Here is a 21,534-nt window from a genome sequence, read left to right as displayed (position 1 = left end):
GCTCGTCAATCCTGTGAATTCATTTTGCCACCCCAAAGCGAGACTTGGCCCGCAGGCCTTGCAATGGTAGAGACGAGGAAGGGCGGTAGATTGACCAGTTTCCTAGCAGGTAGAAATGGAAGAACACAACATTGCGCGCCGGGGGCTCGTGCTGGGAAGTCTGGCTCTGATGCTCTCCGGGTGTACGTCGACGTTACAGCGGGTGACGGAGCCGATTTCATCCGCGTTCGGACCAAGGAATGGCCTCAATCCTCGTTTCCGACGGAAGCAAGTGCGGTACGACGGAAACGAGCCGCCTGGAACGATCGTCGTCGATACTTCGCAACGTTTTCTCTATGCCGTCGAGGGCGACGGGTGGGCGACGCGCTACGGCGTCGGCGTCGGCGAGCAGGGGCTTTCGTTCAAGGGTACAGCGACCGTCGCCCGCAAGGCGGACTGGCCGTCGTGGACACCCACCACCAACATGATGAGGCGCAAGCCTCGCCTGGTGAAATATGCAGGCGGGGTCCCTGGTGGACCAAACAACCCGCTTGGTGCGCGTGCCCTTTATCTCTATCGCAACGGGCGCGACACCTACTTCCGGATACATGGTACAAACGAGCCATGGACGATAGGCACAGCGGTATCGAACGGGTGCATCCGTTTGACAAATGACGACATCATCGACCTCTACGAACGGACTCCTTTGGGCACGACGGTGGTGGTGGTTTGATGGTGGGCAGGACTGATCTCCGTTGCATGGTGAGCCCTGCCGGCACGTCACCGCAAGGATTTCGGCTGCAACCGAATGCCGACTGTGTCATTTCTGCACTAGGCTTTGGTGTAGATCGCAGCTAACTTGGTTGGGCTGCATGTAATTTTTTATTTGTGGCGATTCTATAGGCTGTTCCGCCCCTGGGGAAAGGATTGCTTGATGAACAGGATGTTGATTGTAATGGTTGCTACCCTCGCCGTTACCAGCCTGAGCGGCTGCGCGAACGGGATCGGTAAAGGAAAGGGGAAGGCTCCTCCGCCGGAACCCGTTGCCGTAGAAGAGCCAGTGATTAAGTAAGCATCGGCTTTCGAAGATTTTGGGAAGGGCCGCCAGGCCCTTCCCTATCGATATGCAGGGGCCACCGGATTCGCAGCCTACCTGCGGTTAACGGGCATAGGCTGGCAGCAAGTATTCGGTCCTCGGAGTTCTGGATGAGATGACGCTTGTAAGTGGCCGTTCAACAATTGTGGCCCTGCTCGCGCTTGTCGCGGCGTCATGTCAGTCGCAGGACAACAAACCCCAGCCGACTTTTGTGTCCAATGAACGGGCACTGAGTACCGCGGCGATGCCGGCGCGCGCGGCCCAACGGCATTTCATCGAGTTCCGCTCCCGGTACGCGCTTACCTACGGCCATTCCTACGTGATTTTTGGACGATTGAACCAGGCGGGACGGATGGTCAACCCCGAAGTCGCGGGGCTCGCTCCGAAGTCCGATGATCCCAATGTCTATGTTCTCGGCCATGTGGCGCCCGTGCCAGCCACGACCGGGTGGACGGACGGCGACCTGGAAGATGCCTACCGGTCGGCAAGCTGGCGCGTTTTACTTACGGAAGCCGAATATAGGAAAGTCGTCGCGAGCATACGAAAGCTGCAGGCCAGCTCTCCGCTTTGGCACGCCTCACTCTACAACTGCAACGCATTCGTAGCGGACATCGCCAGATCGATGGGGTATAAGACCCCCGGTACCTGGCTCCGGCCGCAACAATTCATAACCAAGCTTCGGGAGATGAACGGGGGTTGAAATGCGATTTGCAAACCCGCTTTCGCCTCATTCGCCCGGTCAACTCCGAAAGCAGCGCGCTCTGAATGTCTTCGGTCGACAATTCGGACGCTGACATCGTTGCGACGGTTTATCGTGGTCCCAGATCGAGAAAAGGCTCCGGTGACCTGAAGTGACCATTTCTGTAGCTTCACTTGGCGAGATCATATGGGTGATCGGCCTCGTTGCCTGGTATGTGATCCGGTATCCCTTCGAGCGCCGGGCAAGGCGCGTGCGAATTGTAGCTGGCGGCCGCTCGCGTTCCGACACCGTCGGGCTTGCATCGGCTCTCCTTGGCCTGGCGATCCTGCCTGGCTTCTATGTCGCCACCGGCATCCCCGCAGCGGCTGACCATCCGGCCAGCGTGTGGTCGGTGGCGCTCGGAACCATCATCTTCTGCTCCGCGCTGTGGATTTTTCGCATGTCCCACAAGGAACTTGGCCGTAACTGGTCGATCACGCTCGAGATTCGCGAACGGCACGAACTGGTCAGCGCCGGGCCATACGCCCTGGTCCGTCACCCGATGTACACCTCGTTCCTGCTTATGGGGCTCGGCCAGCTCTTTCTGCTGCCGAACTGGGTTGCGGGCATATCCGGTTTGATTGGTTTCGCCGTCCTTTTCCTGCTGAGAGTGGACAAGGAAGAGCGTATGATGCTTGAGACTTTAGGCCCGCAATACCGTGCCTATATGGAAAGGACCAAGCGAATAGTCCCTTATCTTTATTAGAGGTCGTTTGATGCGAGGTCGAGCCATCAAGCTTTCGGCGCCCCGGCGCCTTGTTGGCGATCTGATGAGGTTTTCGATCGGCGTGCCACGGGTCGCGGTGCAGCGTCAGATGAATCTCGGCCCACTCGTAAGGGCTAGAATGGCGCAGCAGACCAGGCCCTCGTGGACCGCGATCTTCCTGAAAGGCTATGCGCTTCTCGCCCTGGAGATGCCGGAGCTGCGGCGCGCCTATGTCAAATTGCCCTGGCCGCAGCTTTACGAGTATCCGGCAAGCGTGGCCTCGATTGCCCACGAGCGCGAATATGATGGCGAGCCGGCCGTTCTGCTGAGCTGCATCAAGTGCCCGGAGCGCTACTCCATCACGGAACTTGAGGGGTCCATCCACGCGGCTCGATCACGGCCGATCCTCGAGGTCCCGGAGTTCCGGCGTGCCTTGCGGATGGCAGGTGCGCCCGCGCCAGTCAGGTGGCTGCTTATGTGGCTAGGGTTGAACATCGCCCGGCAAAGGGCAAATTACTTCGGTACCTTCCAACTGTCCGTCTATTCTGGTCTCGGTGCGGAATCACTCAACCCGCTGACACCATTGACCACGCTTCTGAACTACGGTCCGATCGGCAACGACGGATCGGTGAATGTCCGCATCCACTACGATCACCGGGTGATGGATGGAGCGAACGTCGCACGAGCACTGGAGCGATTCGAAAAGATTCTGAACGGCACTGTCGCCAATGAAGTGATGCTGCTCGGTCAGGGTGTTTCCGCTCCTGCAAGACGGAGGAACGCGACGTGATTTCGCACAGTGGATTGCGGCCGGCCGTCGTCGTGATTGGCGGCTCGGGTGGAATTGGCCGGGCAATTGCGGGCGTCGCTGCACGGGAGCACGGCGCGGTTGTGCTGGTTGCCCGCTCGCCCGAGGGTTTGGCCGCCGCGGCGTCCGAGGTTCGGGAGGCGGGTGGCGAGGTATTCACGCTCGAACTGGATCTCGTGGCAGGCGATGCGCCAATGCTCCTGGAGGGCTTTCTGTCCGCACACGGCCTGGTCTGTGATGTCCTGGTCAACAGCGCCGGCTACGGCCTGCGGGGTGCGACGACGGCGCTGCCTGTTGATGGTCAACTCGGCATCATCGATCTCAACATACATTCCCTCACAGAACTGACCCTCCATTTTCTGCCCGGAATGGTGGCGCGCCGACGGGGCGGGGTGCTCAATCTCAGTTCCGTCGCCGGGTTCCTTCCCGGACCTTATATGGCTCTGTACTTCGCCAGCAAAGGTTTCGTGCGCTCCTTCTCAGAGGCGCTTCACCAGGAATTGCGCCGAACCGGTGTGACGGTCACATGCGTGGCACCAGGCCCGGTGTCGACGGAGTTTCTCGCAAGGTCAGGCGCCAATCAGACGGTGCTCTTCAATGTCTTGCCCAAAGTGGACGCGGAGTATGTGGCCGAACGTGCGTGGCGAGGGTTCAGATCCGGTCGTCGCCTCGTCGTGCCGGGAATCTCGGCCAAGTTGGCTGCCCTTGCGGCATCGCTCCTGCCTTCCGCAGCGCTGCTGCCCCTGGTCGGCCGGCTGCAACGCGGCGGCAACGATCAATGTCCTTGCGGTTCAGGTATGAAGTTCAAGAAATGCTGCGGTACCCGCCAGATCCAGCTGCGCCGGGGCCCTCGGGGAATTGTCCCCTGACCGGACCAGCACGCCACCGAAAAACCTCATTGAAGCAAGAGACGTTCGCCGATGGCGGGCCGTTAAGCATGTTCGTGGCATAGCCGTTAAGCATGTTGGTGGCAGAGAGGAGGCTCCTCCATCTCTGAACAGCGCTCTGCGGAGCGGGTATTGCGACCGTTGGAGCCGTTTCCAACAAAAGCCTTTGAAATGATTGGCGCTGTCGACCTCCGTTAACGCCCCATCAAGGTTAATGCATCATCGTGCCTCTCCAGTGGGGTCCGTTGCGTTTCTGGAGAGTTCCGTGCATCGACGTGTTTTGAAGCGGCTTGTCGCTCTCGCCGGTGAGAAGAGACGTTCCTTTCTGTCTCCTCTGGTCATTGGACTTGGCATCTGGGTCGGCTTTCCCAATGTCATCGCCTACCAGGACATGACGAGCCTGGTTTCCGGTCTCAAGGCGCCGAACGCCCGCTGGAACGCCTATGTCGAGAAATCCGTCGCCGGCTCGGTCCATGCCGCCGAAATGCCTTTCCTCGATACCGACATCACCGGCTCGATCTCGGGTTCCGGCGTCCGGTTGCCCGGCATCGGCGCCGTGTCGTTTCGCGGCAAGGGCAGCGTGGCCAGCACGACGCCCGACGAGGACCGCATCATGCGCGCCGACAAGAAGGGCCGCATCATCATCGTCTCGCCGGTCGCGCCGCCGAAGAACTTCAATGCCGGCTCGGTGTTTGAGCGCACCTCCTCGCTGCTTCGCCCGAGCATGGACAGCGGGCTGAAGATGGCTTTCGCCAAGCCCGAGATCAAAGGCAAGGAGATCCAGATTGCCGCCGCGTTCCATAGGCGCGTCGACAAGAAGCCGGATCCCGGCGTGCCGGCCATGCTGGCCGCGCTGGTCAACAACGACCGCCCCGACGTCCTGGCGACGGCCTACGCAGCGGCCGCGCCTGACTATGCCCAGGCTTCGCCCTTCGAGGCCTTGCTTCAGGACGAGCAGCCGAACGATGGCCGCTTCATTCCGCCGGTGGCCAAGGGCGATCATTCGTGGATGCAAACCGCGCTGCCGGCGAGCGTCTTCTCGAAGCCGGAACAGGCTTGCCTCGCCAATGGCATCTATTTCGAGGCGCGCGGGGAATCGGTGCGCGGCCAGGCCGCCGTCGCCCAGGTCATCCTCAATCGCGTTCGCAATCCGGCCTATCCGAACTCGATCTGCGGCGTCGTCTATCAAAATGACAAATGGTTCAACCGTTGCCAGTTTTCCTTCGCTTGCGACGGCAGGAAGAAGCGCATCCAGAGTCCCGCCCACTACAAGACCGCGCAGGACATCGCCATGGCGGTCACTGCCGGCAAGATCTTCATCCCGGAAGTCGGATCGTCGACGCATTACTACGCCAACTACGTCAACCCGGGTTGGGCGCGGACGATGAAAAAAATGACCAGGATCGGCCTGCACATTTTCTATCGCACCTATGGCGGCGGCTGGAGCTGAGCGCTCCGGCAAGGCCCCGGGCGCGGCCGATCGAAGACCCGTCGCCGCAGGGATTCGGCCGCGGCACGCCAGCGGCGGTAGCGGGCACGATGTCGCACCCTGGCAAGCTCTTGATTTTCATGGGAAAAATACTTGACGCTGAAGTCCTGCCCGTGGCTTGACGGGCGGGGACCCTCTAACTATGTTGCCGGCGACTTAAGAGCGGACGGACGGTGACGATCTGACCGGGCAAGGGGGTTGCGATGGCCGACAAGAATGGGCCAGACGGAACCGGAGAAACCGGCCCCGGCAAACAGCGTCAAGCCGACATCCGCGACGACGATCTTGAGCGCCGCCGGCGCGAACTTGAAGCATCGCTTGCGACAAGGCGGCCGGACCGGCTCGAGGGGAAAGACGACGCGAAAGCGGGCAGTGCGGCCGGATATGGCCAGGCGCTCAAGCTATCCAGCGAGTTCATCGCCGGGATAGTGGTTGGTGCCGGTCTTGGCTGGATCATCGACCGTGTGGCGGGGACATCGCCATGGGGTCTGATTGTTTTTTTGCTGCTCGGTTTTGGCGCCGGCGTGCTCAATGTCCTGCGCTCCGCGGGACTTATGGCGGAATTCGGACAGGGCGACAAAGCCCGCGATCCGAAAGAATGACTTGAGGCGCCGCTTGCCGGCGCAGTGAACAGGACACTAAAGCCGCGCGCGGCTTTGATGGGGATATAAAGTGGCTGCTGACAAGGTCGATCCGATCCACCAGTTCCATATCAACAAGCTGATTCCGATCGAGATCGGCGGCTACGACCTGTCGTTCACCAATTCGGCGCTCTTCATGGTCGCGACCGTCGCCGTCGCCTCGGCGTTCCTCTATCTCAGCACCTCGAGCCGCAGCCTCGTTCCCAGCCGTCTTCAGTCGGTCTCGGAAATGGCCTACGAATTCGTCGGCAACATGCTGAGGGACGCAGCCGGAACCCAAGGCATGAAGTTCTTTCCCTTGGTATTTTCGCTGTTCATGTTCGTGCTCGTTGCCAATCTGCTCGGTCTTTTTCCATATTTCTTCACCGTCACCAGCCATATCATCGTCACCTTCGGCCTTGCCGCGCTGGTGATCGGAACCGTCGTCGTCTACGGCTTCATGAAGCATGGCCTTGGTTTCCTGAAACTGTTCGTGCCGCATGGCGTGCCGGTTTACCTGCTGCCGCTGGTGGTGCTGATCGAGGTGATTTCCTTCGTTTCGCGCCCGGTCAGCCTCTCGGTTCGTCTGTTCGCCAACATGCTGGCCGGCCACATCACGCTGAAGGTGTTCTCGGGCTTCGTGGTGAGCTTGAGCGCGCTTGGCACGCTCGGCATTGCCGGATCGGTCCTGCCGCTGGCGATGGCCGTGGCGCTGACGGCGCTGGAACTGCTGGTTGCCTTCCTGCAGGCCTACGTCTTTGCCGTGCTGACCTGCATGTATCTGAACGACGCCCTGCATCCCGGGCACTGACCCAGTTGACCCAAGAGTTTCCGGCCCTGCTGCCGGGATAGAAATCGCAACGGAATTTTTTAGATCCAAAGGAGTTGAACACATGGAAGCAGAAGCAGCAAAGTTCATCGGCGCCGGCATCGCATGCCTCGGCATGGGTGGCGCCGGTATTGGCCTTGGCAACATCTTCGGCAGCTATCTGGCGGGCGCATTGCGTAATCCGTCGGCCGCGGATGGCCAGTTCGGCCGCCTGATCTTCGGCTTCGCCGTGACTGAAGCGCTGGGCATCTTCTCCCTGCTCATCGCGCTTTTGGCCCTGTTCGGCTGAGCCCCTGTTCGGCTAACATTGGGAATTGGAAGGGCCGGCCGCAAATCGGCGGCAGGCCTGACATCAGGGGATAGTCCATGTTCGTGACATCTGCCTTTGCGCAAGAGTCCGCGCCTGCCGTCGAAGGCGGCCATACCGGCACGGAAGGCGATACGCATTCCGGCACCGGTGTGCCTGCCGAGGCGCACGGCGTGTTCCCGCCATTCGATCCGGCGACATTCCCGTCGCAGCTTCTGTGGCTGGCGATCACCTTCGGGCTGTTCTACCTGTTCCTGAAGAAGGTGGTGATGCCGCGTGTTGGCGGCATCATCGATGTCCGCAACGACCGCATCACCCAGGACCTCGACCATGCCGCCAGGCTGAAGGGCGAGGCCGATGCCGCCGTTGCCGCCTATGAGCAGGAACTGGCGGAGGCCAAGGCCAAGGCCAATGCGATCGGCCAGCAGGCCAACGATGCCGCCAAGGCGGAAGCCGAAGCCGCCCGCAAGAAGGTCGAGGCAGCGCTTGACCAGAAGCTTGGCGAAGCCGAGGCTCGCATTTCGACCATCAAGGCCAATGCCATGAAGGAAGTCGGTACGATCGCCGAGGACACGGCTTCGGCTATCGTCGAGGCGCTTGTCGGCGGCAAGGCCAGTAAGGCCGAGATCGCGGCAGCCGTCAAATCCGTGGCCCGGTGAGGAGCGCATCATGGACGCCACATCACTCGCGACGCTTTGGGCCACCGTTGCCCTCGTCATTTTTCTGGGCATTGCCGTCTACGTCAAGGTGCCTAAGCTGATCGCCAAGGCGCTCGACGCCCGCGCCGACAAGATCAGCAACGAGCTTGAAGAAGCGCGCCGGCTGCGCGAGGAGGCCCAGCAACTGCTCGGCCAATACCAGCGCAAGCGCAAGGAAGCCGAGCAGGAGGCCGCCGACATCGTCGCCGCCGCCAAGCGCGAGGCCGACATGCTGGCTGCCGAGGCGCACAAGAAGACCGAGGACTATGTCACCCGGCGCACCGCGCTTGCCGAACAGAAGATCGGTCAGGCGGAGCGCGAGGCGATCGGCGAAGTGCGCGCCAGTGCCGTCGATATCGCGGTCGAAGCCGCCCGCACGCTGCTCGCCGCCAAGATTGACGCCAAGGCGGGCGCCGAGCTGTTCCAGGCCTCGCTTCAGGACGTCAAGTCCAGGCTGAACTAAGCCGGGTAATCTCCCTCCTTGAGGGGGACATGTCGCCGAAGGCGACAGAGGGGGTCGCCTCGGCGTCGCGACGCCCTATCGGATAATATGTCGAATGAAAGAGGGGCGCGGCGCTTCACGCGCGGCTACCCCCTCTGGCCTGCCGGCCATCTCCCCCTCAAGGGGGGAGAAAGCGCTCAATCCAGACCGGAAAAACTCTCTTCGTCGAGCACTTCGGTTCCGCCAAGCCGGAACGGTGCGAAGGACGCGCGGTGCAGCCGCGCCACCGGTCCATGCACCTCGATCGCCGTGCGGTGGCGGACCGTGGCGTAGCCCATATGGAGCTCGAAACCGTAATCCGCATGATGGCTGCCGCAACCGCACATCATGCGGTCGCGCATCACCTTGGCGACGATCGAGGCGGCGGCGATCGACTGCGAGCGCCGGTCGCCCTTGATCAGCGCTCTCCCTTCGCATGGCAGTCCAGGCGGCACGTCGCGGCCGTCGGCCAGGGCCAGCTTCGGCTGCACCGAGAGCCCGATCAAGGCGCGGCGCATCGCCTCGAGGCTGGCCTTGAGAATATTGCTGCCATCGATGCCTTCCGCGCTGACCGAGGCCATCGACACGGCAAGAGCGGAGCCGAGGATTTTCAGGAACAGCGCCTCGCGCTGCAGATGGCTGAGGCGCTTGGAATCGTCGAGACCGTCGGGAATGTTGGCGGGATCGAGCACTACCGCTGCCGCGACGACCGGCCCTGCGAGTGGGCCGCGCCCTGCCTCGTCCATTCCCGCCACCGGCCACAGACCTTCGGCCATCGCCTTCGTCTCGAAGGAGAAATCGGGTCTCTCAACGATTTCGAAGAGAAGCGGAGAATCAGAACGCGCGCGAGCCATGTTGCGGCGAGGTTCGCATCGGCTCCGATTCTCCGCAAGCCCCTCCGGGTCGGGTGAGGCACCGGACCCGGAGGGCACCGTCTGCAGGCCCGGGGACAGGACAGGCTGGACGGGATTTTTTCATCTGCCGCCGGCAGCGGCGGCAGACGATGTCTTCAAAGCAGCATCAGTTGCTCGGTTGCCTTGGCTGCGGCGACGAACTGGTCGGTCCTGAGCGACCGCCGCTCGGCGTTGAGGCCAAGCCGTTTGGCGGCGATCTCGAAGCGCCGGCCGATCTGCCAGGCATAGGGGCCGGAGCCTTTCATGCGCTTGCCCCATTCCGAATCGTAATCCTTGCCGTCGCGCATCGAGCGGATCAGCGACATGACGTGACGGTAGCGGTCCGGATAATGACGCAGCAGCCAATCCTTGAAGATCGGCGCGACCTCCAGCGGCAGGCGCAGCAGGACGTAGCCGGCCTCGCGCGCTCCTGCCGCACGTGCCGAATCGAGGATGCGTTCCATCTCCTGATCTGTGAGGCCGGGGATGATGGGAGCGACCATGACCGAGGCCGGAATGCCGGCATCCGAAAGCCGCCTGATCGCCTCCAGTCGCTTGGTCGGCGTCGACGCGCGCGGCTCCATCGTTCTGGCCAGCATGCGGTCGAGCGTCGTCACCGACAGCGCCACCTTGGCCAGCCCGCGTTCGGCCATGCGCGACAGAATGTCGATGTCGCGCGTCACCAGGGCGGATTTGGTGACGATGCCGACCGGGTGGCCGCGCGCCTCCAGCACTTCGAGGATCTCGCGCATGATCCGGTACTGCTTCTCGATCGGCTGATAGGGGTCGGTGTTGGTGCCGATGGCAATGGTGCGTGGCTGGTAGCCGTCCTTCGACAATTCCTTGTCGAGCAGCCGCGCCGCATCCGGCTTGGCGAACAGCTTCGATTCGAAATCCAGTCCCGGCGACAGGCCCATGAAGCTGTGCGTCGGCCGCGCGAAGCAATAGACGCAGCCATGTTCGCAGCCGCGATACGGATTGATCGAGCGGTCGAAGGAAATGTCGGGCGATTCGTTGCGGGTGACGATGGTGCGCGGCTTCTCGACCTGCACCTCGGTCTTGAACGGCGGCAACTCCTCAAGCGAATTCCAGCCATCGTCGAACACATGCCGGCTGACCGGTTCGAACCGGCCGGATGGGTTGATGCCGGCGGACCGGCCGCGATTGCGCTCCGGACGGATACGGACGCCGCTCTGCTCGATCATTGCATTGGCCATCTCGGCTCTTCCAGCCCCGAAGGCAGCAATGTCGGCACGTACGATCTGTTCCATTTTAGCCCTCTCCCAGGGACTGTCGGCTGGCTGTCGAATCGCTCTGTTCATGAAAATAATCCTATTTGTCCCGGTGGAACAAATCAAGAACATTTTTATGGGTCGACGCAAAAACTGGCGCTGTGCCCGGCTTTCCGCTATTCGGCTAACCATGCTCAGCGTTCTCATCCAGACCCTGAATGACGAGGAAAGACTTGCCCGCACGCTCGCCTCGCTGATCGGCGGCGCGGTCGAGGGTGTGGTGCGCGACGTCATCGTCTGCGACACCGGCTCGACCGACCAGACGCACCGCGTTGCCGAACATGCCGGCTGCCTTTATGTGGCGAGCGGCGGCATCGCTGCCGGCATCAGGCAGGCCAAGGGCGACTGGCTGCTGCTGCTGGAGCCGGGCGCGCGGTTGGGCGAGGGTTGGATCGACGAGGTCGTCGCCCACACCGCCAGGCAAACCATGCCGGCGCGGTTCTCGCGGGCGCGCGGTAGCCGCGTGCCGTTCCTGTCGCGGGTGCTTTCGCGAAACCGCGCACTGGCCGAAGGGCTGGTGATCAGCAAGCGTCAGGCCGCGGCCTTATCGAAAAACGCCCGCAGCGCCGAAGCCATCGCCCGCGGCCTTGCGACCAGGAGGCTCGACGCCGAAATCTGGGTCGCGCCGATCAAGTGAGGGCCGTCACTCCCCTTAAGCGGGCGAGGGAAGGTCGCGTCCTTTGCTGCGGTAGTTCTCCGCCGAGGTCGTCTTCTACGAGACCGCAGTTTATCCGGGGTTAGGCGGGATGATGTGACGCGTGGATCGGGTTGCCGACCTCTGTGTATTGCGTAAAGCCCGTAAAGCCCGTATATTCCGGAACAAAGGGGCCTCGCCGATGACCACCACCGTCACCGCCGCCGCCGTCTCGAAAAACTTCGGCGCCTATCAAGATGCCGCGGTCCGCGATCCGGTCATCATCACCAAGAACGGCCGCCCGCGCACCGTGTTGCTGGCTTACGAAGATTTTGTCCGGCTGTCGAAGCGCGATCGGCGGGTCGAGTTGACAGCAGAACTCAGCGCGGACGAAATCGCCGCGGTCGAAGCCTCCGAAATGGATCCGGGTCTCGACCATCTCAATGAGGAACTCAACGGGACAAAAAGCCTGACAGCAAAAAATGCTGCCGGCTGAAATCAAAGTCGGCCACGTCTTTCGTTATTCTTATCTCTGGCATTGGCAACACCGCGAGGGGCCGCATTGGCGCGACACTCCTGGGAGGAATGCACATGCTTGTCGTCCTGCGGGAAACTCGCGATACTCGGCGACATTTCGGGGAGATCGCAGATGAATGTATCCAAATTCGTTCGTATCGCCTTGCTGGCAGCCGCTTGCTCAGTGCCGACGATCGCGGTGGCGCAGGAGTTGTCGCTTTGGTCGGTTTATGAGAACACGCTCAAATCGGCCAAGTACATCGATCTGACTCATGCCTTCGAGCCGGTGCAGCCGGTATGGCCGGGCTTCGCCAACGCCAGGTTCAAGCCGGCTGTCGCCGGGAAGGACATCGAGGGCTACGTCAAGGCCGGCGAAGAGTTCACTTACGACAAGCACGGGTTTGTCGCGACTGCCTACGAGTTGGCGACGGACCAATATGGCACGCAGCTCGATCCGCCCTCCCACTGGAACCCGCTCGGCGCAACGATCAGCGACCTGCCGGCCACCTATGCCGTGCGGCCGCTCGTCGTCATCGACATCAGCGGCAAGGTGCGGACTGACGAAGGCTATCACCTCCAGGTCGCCGATATCGAGGAGTGGGAAAAGCAGCACGGCCGCATTCCGGAAGGTTCAGTCGTCTTCGTGCGTTCGGATTGGTACAAGAAATGGTCCGATGCCGCCCGCTTCAACCAAAAACCGTTTCCAGGCGTCAGTTTGGACGCACTGAAATTCCTGCATCTGGAGCGAAAGATCCTGTTCCATGGTCATGAGCCGCTCGACACCGACACCACGCCCAATCTCGAAGGCGAATACTGGCTGCTTCACAACGATTTCACGCAGGCAGAAGGCGTCGCAAATCTCGACAAGGTGCCGGAGGCCGGTGCGTTGGTCACAATCGGCTTCGCCAAGCCGCTCGGCGGGTCAGGCGGGTACGCGCGTTACATCGCGATTGCACCCGCCGACTGGACGGAGGGCGTCTCGGTCACCGAAGCGCCTGGTGCGCCGCTTTCCCGGCAAACCGCGCCGCTCAAGCGCGACGAGAACGGCGTCTTCCGCCCGACGCCCTGATAGTAGAGGATATCATCGGGGCGGCAGGGCCGTGGCACGTCCCATTCCACGCGATTTGTGGCGCAAGTCGGGACAAAAGGTTCAGACGACCAGCCCTCCGGCGCTCGCGAAAACGTGACTGTCCCGATGATAGCCATCACAATTGCTAGCGCTATCGTGGCATGAGCGCCAATCCTGCCACGGGAGACAGCCTTGCTCCGCCTATCCGCCGCCGTTCTGCTGACTGTGGCTTTCTGGCCGTTCGCCGCTTCGGCCCGGGACGAGCCGCCGTCGAGATGCGTTGCGATCGCTGAAGCGCTGCCGTCAGCCACCTATGCCAGCTTCACGGCGCCAAAGGCGCAGCCGTCTCGGCTGGCCCAGGCTTTCGTCGACGGTGACGTTACGATCACCTATGCCGGCCATTCGACCTACGTTATCGAGACACCCGCCGGCGTCAGGATCGCCACCGACTTTTCTGGCGTCTATGGCGCCGACCCGCTGCCGCGCGTCGTGACTATGAACAAGGCCCACCGCACCCATTATTCGGACCATGTCGATCCCGCCATCGAATATGTGCTGCGCGGCTGGAATCCGGACGGCGGTCCGGCGCGCCACGCCCTTGTCGTCGACGATGTCTATATCCGCAACGTGCCGACGGATATCCGCAATGGCGGCGATCTCGGCAAGGACGGCAATTCCATCTTCATTTTCGAAGTGGCTGGACTCTGCATCGGCCATCTCGGCCATCTGCACCACCGGCTGGAGGATGCGCATTACGGCGCCATCGGCCGGCTCGATATCCTTATGGTGCCTATCGACGGCGGCATGACGCTGTCGCTCGACCGGATGACTGAAATCACCGCGCGGCTCTATTCCTCGATGATCCTGCCGATGCATCGCCATTCGACCCCGATCAGCGAATTCACAGGTAGGATGGGCGACGATTTCGCGGTGGAATTCTTCTCCGGCCGGTCGCTGACGGTCTCACTGAAGACCCTGCCCGACCGGCCGACGATCATCATCCTCGACGGGGTTTGACCGCTTCGTCGCGGCCTTCTCCGCTGTGCGCGGCCTCACTACTCCACCTCGCTCAAATCACGCGCTGTCGCGAACTCAACGAGCGTTAATGCTCCGTCAAGCTTGCCAGAAGGATTCCGGGCGATCCTTTTATTGTGCATTGCACAAAGCCTGACCGAGGATTACCGTTCCTGTGATGCGGGCGGACGGGTTTGGGTAACGCCTGAGCGTTGAGCGGCCGACGTTTCGTCGGCGCCGCCCTCACAGCTGAGGATCCTTATGACCCCTGACAAATCCGGTGCTGCAAGCCTCGAGTCGATCGCTCGAAACGGCAGCCTGCTGCGCCGCATTGCCGTGCGGATTCCGACCTATCTGTCGGACCTTCGCGAGAACCCGGCATGGCTGCCGATGTTCATGCTGGCGCGTACCATGCCGGCGCGGCGGTTGCATTGGCGTGGCGCAAAACCGGTTCGACCGGCACAAGAAGTCCAGGAAACGGTGTTCACTGGCATCGACCGTGATGCGGTGGTCGGCGCGCTCCGCTCGGACGGGCTCTTTTCCGGACTTGCGCTGCCGCAGTCGATTCACGAGGAGATCGCCAGCTTCGCGCAGCGCACGCCTTGCTTCGGTAATTTCGAGCGTCGGCTGGAGTTCCTGCCGGCAAAGCACGCATCGCTTCGGCCGTCCCTTGCTCAGCGGCCACTTTTTCGAGCGGATCCTCGACTGTAACGCTGCGCTTACCGTACAGCGCGATCCGCTGCTTCTCGACATCGCCGCCCATTATCTCGGCAGCCAGGCGAAGCTGATCACCACGCGCGTCTGGTGGAGCTTTCCGACGAGCTCCGCCTCCGACGCCGAGAAGAACCTGGCGTCGCTTGGCAAGTACCACTTCGATCTCGACGATTGGCGGATGCTGAAATTCTTCTTCTATCTCAATCCGGTCGATGCCGAGACTGGCCCCCATGTCTATGTCCGCGGCAGCCACAACCGCCGCACCCTCAAGCACCAGTTGACGCTCCTCGTCGGCCATCCCGCGGAAGAGGTTCTGAATGTCTACGGCGCGCAGAGTCCGATTACGCTGACCGGCGAGGCGGGATCGGGCTTCGTCGAGGATCCCTTCGGCTTCCACATGGGCACCGTGCCGACGCGCAAGCCGCGGCTGATGATGGAAGTCGGCTTCGGCGTATCGCCGCCCTCGCGCCGGCGATTCCACGGCGAGCCGGTTATTCGGTGATTTTCGGCGCTGGTTCTGGTCCCGAACAGCCTTTTGAGAACCTGGTCTAACTCGTCTTGGTGCCGCTGCGCCGCAGATGTTCGTCCAGGCGCGGCATGATCTCGACGAAGTTGCAGGGCATGTGCCGGTAGTCGAGCTGCGGCTTCAAGATGCCGTCCCAGGCGTCCTTGCAGGCGCCGGGCGAGCCGGGCAGCACGAAGACGAAGGTCGCGTTGACGACGCCGCCAGTCGCCCGGCTCTGGATCGTCGAAGTGCCGATCTTGTCGTAGGAAATGCGGTGGAACACTTCGGAAAAGCCGTCCATGCGCTTTTCGAAGATCGGCTCCAGCGCCTCCGGCGTTACGTCGCGGCCGGTAAAACCGGTGCCGCCGGTGGTGATGACGACATCGATCGCTTCGTCCCTCGACCAGTTCTGAACCTTGTCGCGGATTTTCTCGCGATCGTCGGTGACGATGTCGCGGCCGGCGAGAATATGGCCGGCCTCGACGATGCGGTCGGCCAGCGTCTGGCCGGATTTGTCGTCGGCAGGGCTGCGCGTATCGGAAACGGTCAGCACCGCGATGCGCACGGGAATGAAGGAACGGCTTTCGTCAATCCTGGCCATATGCGTCAAGCTCCGATGTCATGCTTCGCGTCGCGGCGACGAACCAGTCGGGATGGCGGCTGCGGATATCGACGGCGGCGCGTTTGGCGACATTGCCGGTCTCGAACAGCCCAAAACAGGTCGCACCGGAACCGGACATTCGCGCGAACCCCGCTCCGGCCTTGTTGAGCACCGAAAGTGCCTTGCCGATGGCAGGTTGGATCGCCCGTGCCGCAGGCTCGAGGTCGTTGCGCGTGATCTCCAGCCAATTACGGATGCTGTGGAAGTCGAGGCTGCGCGGTAGCGGCGGCAGCCCCTCATTGTCGCGATGGGAAAGCGCATTGAACACCTCGGCCGTGGAGATGGCAGTGCCGGGATTGACGAGAACCAGCCCGAGTGCGGGAAAGCCCGGCACGGCCGACAATTCGTCACCGACGCCGCGCGCGATCAGCGGCCTTGCCATAAGGCACATCGGAACGTCGGCGCCCAGCGAGAGGCCGACCCGCGCCAGGTCGGCATCGTCGAGGTCAAGTCTCCATGTCTCAACCAGCCCGCGCAGCGCCGTTGCGGCGTCGCTTGACCCGCCGCCGACGCCGGATGCAACCGGCAGGTTCTTTTCGAGCCTGATTGCGACCGGCGACGTATGCCGCGGACCAGCCTGTTTTCGCAGCGCATCGCGCGCTTTCACGACCAGGTTGCCGTCGTCGAGCGGGACTGCGGAGGCATATCGGCCTGACACGGAAAACCCGTCGCTGTCGGCGAGCTCGATGTCAACCCGGTCGCCGAAGCGCGTGAACACCGCCAGGCTCTCGATCATGTGATAGCCGTCGGCGCGCCTGCCGGTGACGTGCAGCGCGAGATTTATCTTGGCATGCGCATGCAATGCCCGGACCTTATTGCCGGAAGCCACTGTCTCAGTCACGAGGGGGATGATGTCAGTCCTTGGCCAGGCGGTATTCGCCGGTCTTCGGGTCCCTGACCAGCGTGCCCATTGTGCCGTTGCTAGCCTGCTTTTCGGTGCGCCGTATCTTGGCCGTCACGCGCTCGGCTTCCCTGACGAAGGAGCGATAGCCGAAATAGGCGAGCAGGCCGACTGCGATGAAGAAAATGATCTGTGGCATGTCAAACTCCTCTCGCAAGGCCGACTGCGGCGCCGGTCGGACGGTCACTTTCAAGTTAAACGCTTTCGCCGGTTTTTCAAAGCCCGAAGCGCGCCCATAGTGCGCGCTCTTCCGCCGCATCGATCACGCCGCTTGCGGCAGCAGCGGCGATCTCGGGCGCCGAAAAGCCGCCTCTGCTTGAGCCGAACCAGCCGAAGCGGCCGAACAGGCCGCGCGGCGCCGTGATCAGCTTGAGCTGGGTTTTTGGCCCGAAACGGGCCCTCAGCACGCTGCGCATATCGCCGAGCGCATCGACAAGGCCGAGTTCCAGTCCCTTCTTGCCTGTCCAGAACAGTCCGGTGAACAGGTCCGGGTCGTCCTTGAGCTTGGCCCCGCGCCGGTCCTTGACGAGGTCGATGAAGGTCTCGTGGACCTCGAGCTGCAGCGCCTTCAGCCGCTCGATATCTTCCTTCTTCTCTGGCTTGAACGGATCGAGCACCGCCTTGTTCTGGCCGGCCGTATGGACGCGGCGCTCGACGCCGATCTTCTTCAACAGCTCGGGAAAGCCGAACGAGGCCGACACCACGCCGATCGAACCGACGATAGACGACGGATCGGCAATGATCTCGTCGCCCGCGACCGCGATCATGTAGCCGCCCGACGCCGCCACGTCCTCGACGAAGACCAGGACTTTTTTGTTCTTCTCGCTCGCCAGGTCGCGGATGCGTCTGAAGATCAGCCGCGACTGCACCGGCGAGCCGCCCGGCGAATTGATCGAAATGGCGACCGCGGGCGCGTCGAAGGAAAACGCCTTCTCAATAGGGCCAGCGGTAGATGCCAGCGACAGGCTCGGCCGGAACGGGCCGCCGCCGGGCATGATGGTGCCGTGCAGCCGGATGACGGGAATGGTGACGATGTCGGAGCGCCAGGATTTCGGCAGCAGGCGGTTCAGGAAGCGTTTCACGGGGTCTCCGGTCAAAATTGGCTTGAAGGCATGTAGGGATTCGCCGGCCAACGGCAATGCCGCGACGCCCGGCCGGCCAAAAAGGCTCAGTCGCCGAACAGCGAAGCCATCCCGTTGTTGATCATCTCGGTCCGCTCCGTGGGGCCGTCACCAGATTGCGCGTGCAGCATCAGCGGCGGGCGGATCGACAGTTTTCCGCGTGCGCCGAGGATTGCCCTGACGACGATGCGGATCGCCGCTACCTCGGGGCGGGGGTGGACGGCCAGCATCTCGGCGTCGCCGAAGCGGCCCGATATCGCATCGAGGATAGCGCCGAGCTGATCGGGCCTGGCAATCACGGCAAGACCGCCGCGCGGCCTGACCACGGCAGCCGCGCTTCGGATCCAGCTGTCGAACAGCCCGTCCTCCATCACATGCGCCGCCTTCCTGAGCGGGTCGGGCGTGGCGCGATCCTCGGCGGCGTTGAAGGGCGGGTTCATGATGACGAAATCGAAGGAGTTGTCGGCAAGCCCAGTGGCGGTTCGCGCCTGGCCCGACAGCGCGACGTCGGCGGCGAGCACCGAGGCGCGGTCGTTGAGATGCGCATTGCCGGGATGGGCAAGCGTCGTTGCGGCGAAGGCCGCCATTTCCGGAGACCGTTCGATGAGCACGGCCTCGGCATCAGGACAGCGCGACAGCACGGCCAGGCCTGCGGCGCCAGCACCCGCGCCGAAATCGGCAAGGCGCCCGGCGAAGGAGGACGGCACGGCAGCCGCCAGCATCATGGCGTCCATGCCGGCGCGATGGCCTGCCTGTTTCGGCTGCACCAGCCAGAACCGCCCGCGATGGAAAGCATCGACGGTATGGGCCGGCGTGTCCTGGACAAGAGTGGCGCGCGCCGCGGACATTACTTCTGGCGCATCTCGTTGGCGATGCCGGCATCCGTCAGGATACGCCGCGCCGCATCGGCCTGGTCGGCTTCGACCATGATGCGCCTGGGCAAGATGCCGATCGAACCGTCGAGCACGCTCATGTTCTGGTCGGCGACGAAACAGCCGATGCCGGCATCGCGCATCAGCGATTCGACAAAGGAGATGATCACGGCGTCGTTGGTGCGGATAAGCTCTATCATAGGACGAAACTCGCAGGTTGCAGCGTCTATGTAAACGTGGGTGGCTTCCGTCGCCACCTCGACCGCGCCAAATCGCCTCTTGCCGTGCCTGTGGGTAGCGCCCTAGAGTCTGCTGCGGTATCGGGGTGCCGTCGTGCGCGTGACATAAGACGGGAGTTTGTCGTGGGTGTCGTTCTCAACATCGAAAACGGGAAGCGGGAAGCCGCCTCCATTAAGGATCTCATCGACCTGACTTCGGCCGATATGGGGCGCGTCAACAAATTGATCCTGTCGAAGGCCGGTTCCGACGTCGAGATGATCCCGGAGATTGCCAACCACCTGATCTCTTCGGGTGGCAAGCGGCTGAGGCCGATGCTGACGCTCGCCTCAGCCCAGATGTTCGGCTATTCCGGCGAGGGCCATGTCAAGCTCGCCACATCAGTCGAGTTCATGCACACCGCCACGCTCCTCCACGACGATGTCGTCGACGAGAGCGGCATGCGGCGCGGCAAGAAGACCGCCCGCATGATCTGGGGAAACCAGGCGAGCGTGCTGGTCGGCGATTTCCTGCTCGGCCAGGCTTTCCGCATGATGGTCGATGTCGGTTCGCTGGAAGCGCTCGACATCCTGTCCAGCGCCGCCTCGATCATTGCCGAGGGCGAGGTGATGCAGCTCGCCGCCGCCAAGAACCTCGAAACCACGGAGGATGAGCATTTCGCGGTGATCAAGGCCAAGACCGCGGCTCTGTTCTCGGCTGCCGCCGAGGTCGGTCCGGTCATCGCCCAGGCGACGCGAAACGATCGCGCGGCGCTGCGCTCCTATGGCATGAATCTCGGCCTTGCCTTCCAGCTGATCGACGATGCGCTGGATTATGGCGGCACCAGCAAGGATCTGGGCAAGAATGTCGGCGACGACTTTCGCGAAGGCAAGGTGACGCTGCCGGTGATTCTCGCCTACCGGCGCGGCACCAAGGCCGAACGCAGCTTCTGGAAGCGCGCCATCGAGGACAATGTCACCGATGACGCCGGGCTGGAAAAGGCAATCGGATTGATGACCCGCCACGGCGCTATCGCCGACACCATCGGGCGCGCCGGCCATTTCGGCGAGATCGCCCGCGACGCGCTGGCGCCGCTCGAAGCGACGCCGCAGAAATCGGCGCTGCTCGACGTCATCGATTTCTGCATCAGCCGGGTGAACTGAAGATATCGCCGACATTTGGCCGGCACGGCGCCGGCCCGTGTTTTGGTCTTCCCGGAATTGCGGCGGTGAAATCATGCTCGTTCCGCAGTAGCATGGTTAGCAAGCAGGGCAGGGCTCCGTGACGGTCAGCGCGCCCGGCAAACTGTCGAGGTCATGGAAATGACCACGCGCTCTTCAGCAGCGCCACGAGTTCGCTCTGACGGCTGGTTTCGGTTTTCCGGAAGATTCGCTCGAGATAGGTGCGGGCCGATTTGACGGCGATGCCGATTTCCATGGCCGCCTCCTGCACCGAATGGCCGGAGGCCAGCTCGACGGCGAGCCGGGCTTCCGCCGGCGTCAGGTCGAACAGGCCTGAAAGGACATTGGTCGACGGAACAGTGGCGCCGGTACCGACCGTGGTTGCGACAACCAATACATCTGCACCCGAAAAAATATCGTGTGCGGCGCGGCGCAACGGCAACAGCTGAATGACCAGCGCGGGCCGCCCCTTGATGGCCGCAACCGGGATGGACCGCACGACGCGGTTATCCCGGTTCTGCGCGATGGCCTGCTGGAAAAGCGCGTTTGCAGTTTGATCGGCAATCGCCATGCCGCCATGGGCTGTGGGAAGGAAGACGTCCGCCATGCCTTCGAAAAGCGGATTGGCCGTCAGCACACGGCCCGATCCACTCATGATTGCGGCCGGCAGTCCGATTTCCCGGAGAATGGATACGGCGGTCCTGGCCCGATCCAGACCCAGGCGCCCGGCGACGAGGCCGGCCCGTGCGAGGTGCGGACGCAGTCCGTTCAACAGATCGATTGCGGCCTGGTCATAACTCCCGTCCTTCAGCCAGCGCTGGAAGACAAAAAGGACAAGCTCGCCGCCAGGCATGGGGATGGCTGTGCATAGATGAGGCCCGATGCCAAACGCGGTGGCACTTTTGCGAACGGGATCGCGCTCGATCTCCTCGCACGTGATGAAATTATCGACCCGCACAAAGCTTGCTGGCTGCGCGGCGCACAAGCGCTTCACGCTCTCGGAAAACCGCCAAGTGTCTCCCTTCATGAACTCATCGAGCAAGGGCTGGAGATGCGTTTCGGTGATGGCGCGGACCGGCGAATGATCGCTGACTACAAAGATCGCGCCGTTTGCCGAGCGGGAGATCGCGCTTGCCGCCGCCAATACCTCCGGCCACAGCTCGGCCGCGAACGACGCTTCGTAGATTCGATCGGCAATGGCGAAGGCCTGCTGGCCCTGCGGCATTTCCAGCATCGGCATCTTCCTGGGGGAAGCAACGGCATCCATCTGCACGGTTCCACGCATCATTCCGCTGCGGAAACTATC

26 protein-coding genes and 1 pseudogene are annotated in these 21,534 nt (G+C 62.5%); 18 read left to right on the top strand and 9 right to left on the bottom strand.

The annotated features are described in order from the left end of the window. The first annotated feature begins 115 nt into the window (after positions 1 to 115). The 12 genes from AC0L2C_RS01815 (at position 116) to AC0L2C_RS01760 (ending at position 8,621) form a co-directional block, all read left to right on the top strand. On the top strand, positions 116 to 712 hold the full coding sequence (locus AC0L2C_RS01815; RefSeq protein WP_473522568.1) for a L,D-transpeptidase: 597 nt from the start codon (positions 116 to 118) through the stop codon (positions 710 to 712). Between the two features lie 201 nt (positions 713 to 913). Continuing rightward, positions 914 to 1,051: an ABC transporter gene (locus tag AC0L2C_RS01810; RefSeq protein WP_091596207.1), complete on the top strand. Its 138-nt coding sequence runs from the start codon at positions 914 to 916 to the stop codon at positions 1,049 to 1,051. Positions 1,052 to 1,190: 139 nt separating this feature from the next. Then, the gene (locus tag AC0L2C_RS01805; RefSeq protein WP_031255001.1) at positions 1,191 to 1,775 is read left to right on the top strand and encodes a hypothetical protein; all 585 of its coding nucleotides are present in this window, start codon (positions 1,191 to 1,193) and stop codon (positions 1,773 to 1,775) included. Positions 1,776 to 1,932: 157 nt separating this feature from the next. Continuing rightward, entirely contained in the window at positions 1,933 to 2,520 is a 588-nt protein-coding gene (locus tag AC0L2C_RS01800; protein WP_031254999.1) for a protein-S-isoprenylcysteine O-methyltransferase, read from the top strand. A gap of 10 nt (positions 2,521 to 2,530) precedes the next feature. After that, the gene (locus tag AC0L2C_RS01795) at positions 2,531 to 3,310 is read left to right on the top strand and encodes a hypothetical protein (protein ID WP_287316360.1); all 780 of its coding nucleotides are present in this window, start codon (positions 2,531 to 2,533) and stop codon (positions 3,308 to 3,310) included. Next, complete coding sequence (locus AC0L2C_RS01790; RefSeq protein WP_473522608.1) at positions 3,310 to 4,197, top strand: SDR family NAD(P)-dependent oxidoreductase; 888 nt, start codon at positions 3,310 to 3,312, stop codon at positions 4,195 to 4,197. Before AC0L2C_RS01795 ends, AC0L2C_RS01790 begins: the two co-directional genes overlap by 1 nt. A 283-nt stretch (positions 4,198 to 4,480) precedes the next feature. Beyond that, the gene (locus AC0L2C_RS01785) at positions 4,481 to 5,665 is read left to right on the top strand and encodes a cell wall hydrolase (protein WP_473522567.1); all 1,185 of its coding nucleotides are present in this window, start codon (positions 4,481 to 4,483) and stop codon (positions 5,663 to 5,665) included. 242 nt (positions 5,666 to 5,907) lie between these two features. Continuing rightward, complete coding sequence (locus AC0L2C_RS01780; protein WP_287318595.1) at positions 5,908 to 6,306, top strand: AtpZ/AtpI family protein; 399 nt, start codon at positions 5,908 to 5,910, stop codon at positions 6,304 to 6,306. Positions 6,307 to 6,376: 70 nt separating this feature from the next. Continuing rightward, entirely contained in the window at positions 6,377 to 7,135 is a 759-nt protein-coding gene (locus tag AC0L2C_RS01775) for a F0F1 ATP synthase subunit A (protein ID WP_077381387.1), read from the top strand. A gap of 82 nt (positions 7,136 to 7,217) precedes the next feature. Beyond that, on the top strand, positions 7,218 to 7,442 hold the full coding sequence (locus AC0L2C_RS01770; RefSeq protein WP_023799397.1) for a F0F1 ATP synthase subunit C: 225 nt from the start codon (positions 7,218 to 7,220) through the stop codon (positions 7,440 to 7,442). A 77-nt stretch (positions 7,443 to 7,519) separates the two neighbouring features. Beyond that, positions 7,520 to 8,119 (top strand): F0F1 ATP synthase subunit B, encoded by a 600-nt coding sequence (locus tag AC0L2C_RS01765; RefSeq protein WP_473522566.1) that lies wholly within the window; start codon positions 7,520 to 7,522, stop codon positions 8,117 to 8,119. Positions 8,120 to 8,129: 10 nt separating this feature from the next. After that, positions 8,130 to 8,621 (top strand): F0F1 ATP synthase subunit B, encoded by a 492-nt coding sequence (locus tag AC0L2C_RS01760; RefSeq protein WP_473522565.1) that lies wholly within the window; start codon positions 8,130 to 8,132, stop codon positions 8,619 to 8,621. A gap of 176 nt (positions 8,622 to 8,797) precedes the next feature. On the opposite strand, the gene AC0L2C_RS01755 is transcribed toward AC0L2C_RS01760, so the two are convergent. Both AC0L2C_RS01755 and AC0L2C_RS01750 read right to left on the bottom strand, forming a co-directional pair. After that, positions 8,798 to 9,493: a ribonuclease HII gene (locus AC0L2C_RS01755; RefSeq protein ID WP_473522564.1), complete on the bottom strand. Its 696-nt coding sequence runs from the start codon at positions 9,491 to 9,493 to the stop codon at positions 8,798 to 8,800. Positions 9,494 to 9,648: 155 nt separating this feature from the next. After that, entirely contained in the window at positions 9,649 to 10,803 is a 1,155-nt protein-coding gene (locus tag AC0L2C_RS01750) for a PA0069 family radical SAM protein (protein WP_236369800.1), read from the bottom strand. 151 nt (positions 10,804 to 10,954) lie between these two features. On the opposite strand from AC0L2C_RS01750, the gene AC0L2C_RS01745 reads away from it, so the two are divergent. From AC0L2C_RS01745 to AC0L2C_RS01725, 5 genes and pseudogenes are all read left to right on the top strand, one after another. Then, complete coding sequence (locus AC0L2C_RS01745; protein ID WP_473522563.1) at positions 10,955 to 11,461, top strand: glycosyltransferase; 507 nt, start codon at positions 10,955 to 10,957, stop codon at positions 11,459 to 11,461. Between the two features lie 199 nt (positions 11,462 to 11,660). Continuing rightward, entirely contained in the window at positions 11,661 to 11,954 is a 294-nt protein-coding gene (locus tag AC0L2C_RS01740; RefSeq protein WP_027152305.1) for a type II toxin-antitoxin system Phd/YefM family antitoxin, read from the top strand. A 153-nt stretch (positions 11,955 to 12,107) separates the two neighbouring features. After that, positions 12,108 to 13,043: a cyclase family protein gene (locus AC0L2C_RS01735; RefSeq protein WP_473522562.1), complete on the top strand. Its 936-nt coding sequence runs from the start codon at positions 12,108 to 12,110 to the stop codon at positions 13,041 to 13,043. Positions 13,044 to 13,235: 192 nt separating this feature from the next. Further along, positions 13,236 to 14,060: an MBL fold metallo-hydrolase gene (locus tag AC0L2C_RS01730; protein ID WP_287318602.1), complete on the top strand. Its 825-nt coding sequence runs from the start codon at positions 13,236 to 13,238 to the stop codon at positions 14,058 to 14,060. Positions 14,061 to 14,318: 258 nt separating this feature from the next. Further along, a pseudogene (locus tag AC0L2C_RS01725) lies at positions 14,319 to 15,273 on the top strand (phytanoyl-CoA dioxygenase family protein). Positions 15,274 to 15,319: 46 nt separating this feature from the next. Here the strand turns inward: AC0L2C_RS01725 and moaB are convergent. From moaB to AC0L2C_RS01695, 6 genes are all read right to left on the bottom strand, one after another. Next, positions 15,320 to 15,877: a molybdenum cofactor biosynthesis protein B gene (moaB, locus tag AC0L2C_RS01720; RefSeq protein ID WP_473522561.1), complete on the bottom strand. Its 558-nt coding sequence runs from the start codon at positions 15,875 to 15,877 to the stop codon at positions 15,320 to 15,322. Continuing rightward, positions 15,864 to 16,766: a 4-(cytidine 5'-diphospho)-2-C-methyl-D-erythritol kinase gene (locus tag AC0L2C_RS01715; RefSeq protein WP_473522560.1), complete on the bottom strand. Its 903-nt coding sequence runs from the start codon at positions 16,764 to 16,766 to the stop codon at positions 15,864 to 15,866. The genes moaB and AC0L2C_RS01715 overlap by 14 nt, the downstream gene beginning before the upstream one ends. Positions 16,767 to 16,791: 25 nt before the next feature. Beyond that, positions 16,792 to 16,977 carry a membrane protein gene (locus AC0L2C_RS01710; protein ID WP_027152312.1) on the bottom strand — a complete coding sequence of 62 codons (186 nt, stop codon included), beginning with the start codon at positions 16,975 to 16,977 and terminating at the stop codon, positions 16,792 to 16,794. Between the two features lie 76 nt (positions 16,978 to 17,053). Further along, positions 17,054 to 17,920 (bottom strand): S49 family peptidase, encoded by an 867-nt coding sequence (locus AC0L2C_RS01705; RefSeq protein ID WP_023799384.1) that lies wholly within the window; start codon positions 17,918 to 17,920, stop codon positions 17,054 to 17,056. 86 nt (positions 17,921 to 18,006) lie between these two features. Next, positions 18,007 to 18,807, bottom strand: a complete 801-nt coding sequence (locus tag AC0L2C_RS01700) for a tRNA1(Val) (adenine(37)-N6)-methyltransferase (RefSeq protein ID WP_473522559.1) — start codon at positions 18,805 to 18,807, stop codon at positions 18,007 to 18,009. After that, positions 18,807 to 19,031, bottom strand: coding sequence for a putative signal transducing protein (locus AC0L2C_RS01695; RefSeq protein ID WP_023799382.1), 225 nt, complete (start codon positions 19,029 to 19,031; stop codon positions 18,807 to 18,809). Before AC0L2C_RS01695 ends, AC0L2C_RS01700 begins: the two co-directional genes overlap by 1 nt. Before the next feature lie 162 nt (positions 19,032 to 19,193). Between AC0L2C_RS01695 and AC0L2C_RS01690 the strand changes: the two genes are divergently transcribed. Then, entirely contained in the window at positions 19,194 to 20,210 is a 1,017-nt protein-coding gene (locus AC0L2C_RS01690) for a polyprenyl synthetase family protein (protein WP_077381375.1), read from the top strand. A gap of 151 nt (positions 20,211 to 20,361) precedes the next feature. On the opposite strand, the gene AC0L2C_RS01685 is transcribed toward AC0L2C_RS01690, so the two are convergent. Continuing rightward, a complete protein-coding gene (locus tag AC0L2C_RS01685) occupies positions 20,362 to 21,462 on the bottom strand; it encodes a helix-turn-helix transcriptional regulator (RefSeq protein WP_473522558.1) in 1,101 nt (366 codons plus the stop codon). Between the last annotated feature and the right edge of the window lie 72 nt (positions 21,463 to 21,534).

The sequence above is a fragment of the Mesorhizobium sp. WSM4845 genome (assembly GCF_055811455.1).
This window is presented reverse-complemented; position numbering and strand designations above follow the sequence as displayed.

What these genes read in the sequence shown, in the direction of transcription:
- AC0L2C_RS01815 (WP_473522568.1), top strand. Translation starts at nt 116, where the DNA reads ATGGAAGAACACAACATTGCGCGCCGGGGGCTCGTGCTGGGAAGTCTG.
- AC0L2C_RS01810 (WP_091596207.1), top strand. Translation starts at nt 914, where the DNA reads ATGAACAGGATGTTGATTGTAATGGTTGCTACCCTCGCCGTTACCAGC.
- AC0L2C_RS01805 (WP_031255001.1), top strand. Translation starts at nt 1,191, where the DNA reads ATGACGCTTGTAAGTGGCCGTTCAACAATTGTGGCCCTGCTCGCGCTT.
- AC0L2C_RS01795 (WP_287316360.1), top strand. Translation starts at nt 2,531, where the DNA reads ATGCGAGGTCGAGCCATCAAGCTTTCGGCGCCCCGGCGCCTTGTTGGC.
- AC0L2C_RS01780 (WP_287318595.1), top strand. Translation starts at nt 5,908, where the DNA reads ATGGCCGACAAGAATGGGCCAGACGGAACCGGAGAAACCGGCCCCGGC.
- AC0L2C_RS01770 (WP_023799397.1), top strand. Translation starts at nt 7,218, where the DNA reads ATGGAAGCAGAAGCAGCAAAGTTCATCGGCGCCGGCATCGCATGCCTC.
- AC0L2C_RS01765 (WP_473522566.1), top strand. Translation starts at nt 7,520, where the DNA reads ATGTTCGTGACATCTGCCTTTGCGCAAGAGTCCGCGCCTGCCGTCGAA.
- AC0L2C_RS01760 (WP_473522565.1), top strand. Translation starts at nt 8,130, where the DNA reads ATGGACGCCACATCACTCGCGACGCTTTGGGCCACCGTTGCCCTCGTC.
- AC0L2C_RS01755 (WP_473522564.1), bottom strand. Translation starts at nt 9,493, where the DNA reads ATGGCTCGCGCGCGTTCTGATTCTCCGCTTCTCTTCGAAATCGTTGAG.
- AC0L2C_RS01750 (WP_236369800.1), bottom strand. Translation starts at nt 10,803, where the DNA reads ATGGAACAGATCGTACGTGCCGACATTGCTGCCTTCGGGGCTGGAAGA.
- AC0L2C_RS01745 (WP_473522563.1), top strand. Translation starts at nt 10,955, where the DNA reads ATGCTCAGCGTTCTCATCCAGACCCTGAATGACGAGGAAAGACTTGCC.
- AC0L2C_RS01740 (WP_027152305.1), top strand. Translation starts at nt 11,661, where the DNA reads ATGACCACCACCGTCACCGCCGCCGCCGTCTCGAAAAACTTCGGCGCC.
- AC0L2C_RS01735 (WP_473522562.1), top strand. Translation starts at nt 12,108, where the DNA reads ATGAATGTATCCAAATTCGTTCGTATCGCCTTGCTGGCAGCCGCTTGC.
- moaB (WP_473522561.1), bottom strand. Translation starts at nt 15,877, where the DNA reads ATGGCCAGGATTGACGAAAGCCGTTCCTTCATTCCCGTGCGCATCGCG.
- AC0L2C_RS01710 (WP_027152312.1), bottom strand. Translation starts at nt 16,977, where the DNA reads ATGCCACAGATCATTTTCTTCATCGCAGTCGGCCTGCTCGCCTATTTC.
- AC0L2C_RS01700 (WP_473522559.1), bottom strand. Translation starts at nt 18,807, where the DNA reads ATGTCCGCGGCGCGCGCCACTCTTGTCCAGGACACGCCGGCCCATACC.
- AC0L2C_RS01695 (WP_023799382.1), bottom strand. Translation starts at nt 19,031, where the DNA reads ATGATAGAGCTTATCCGCACCAACGACGCCGTGATCATCTCCTTTGTC.
- AC0L2C_RS01685 (WP_473522558.1), bottom strand. Translation starts at nt 21,462, where the DNA reads ATGCTGGAAATGCCGCAGGGCCAGCAGGCCTTCGCCATTGCCGATCGA.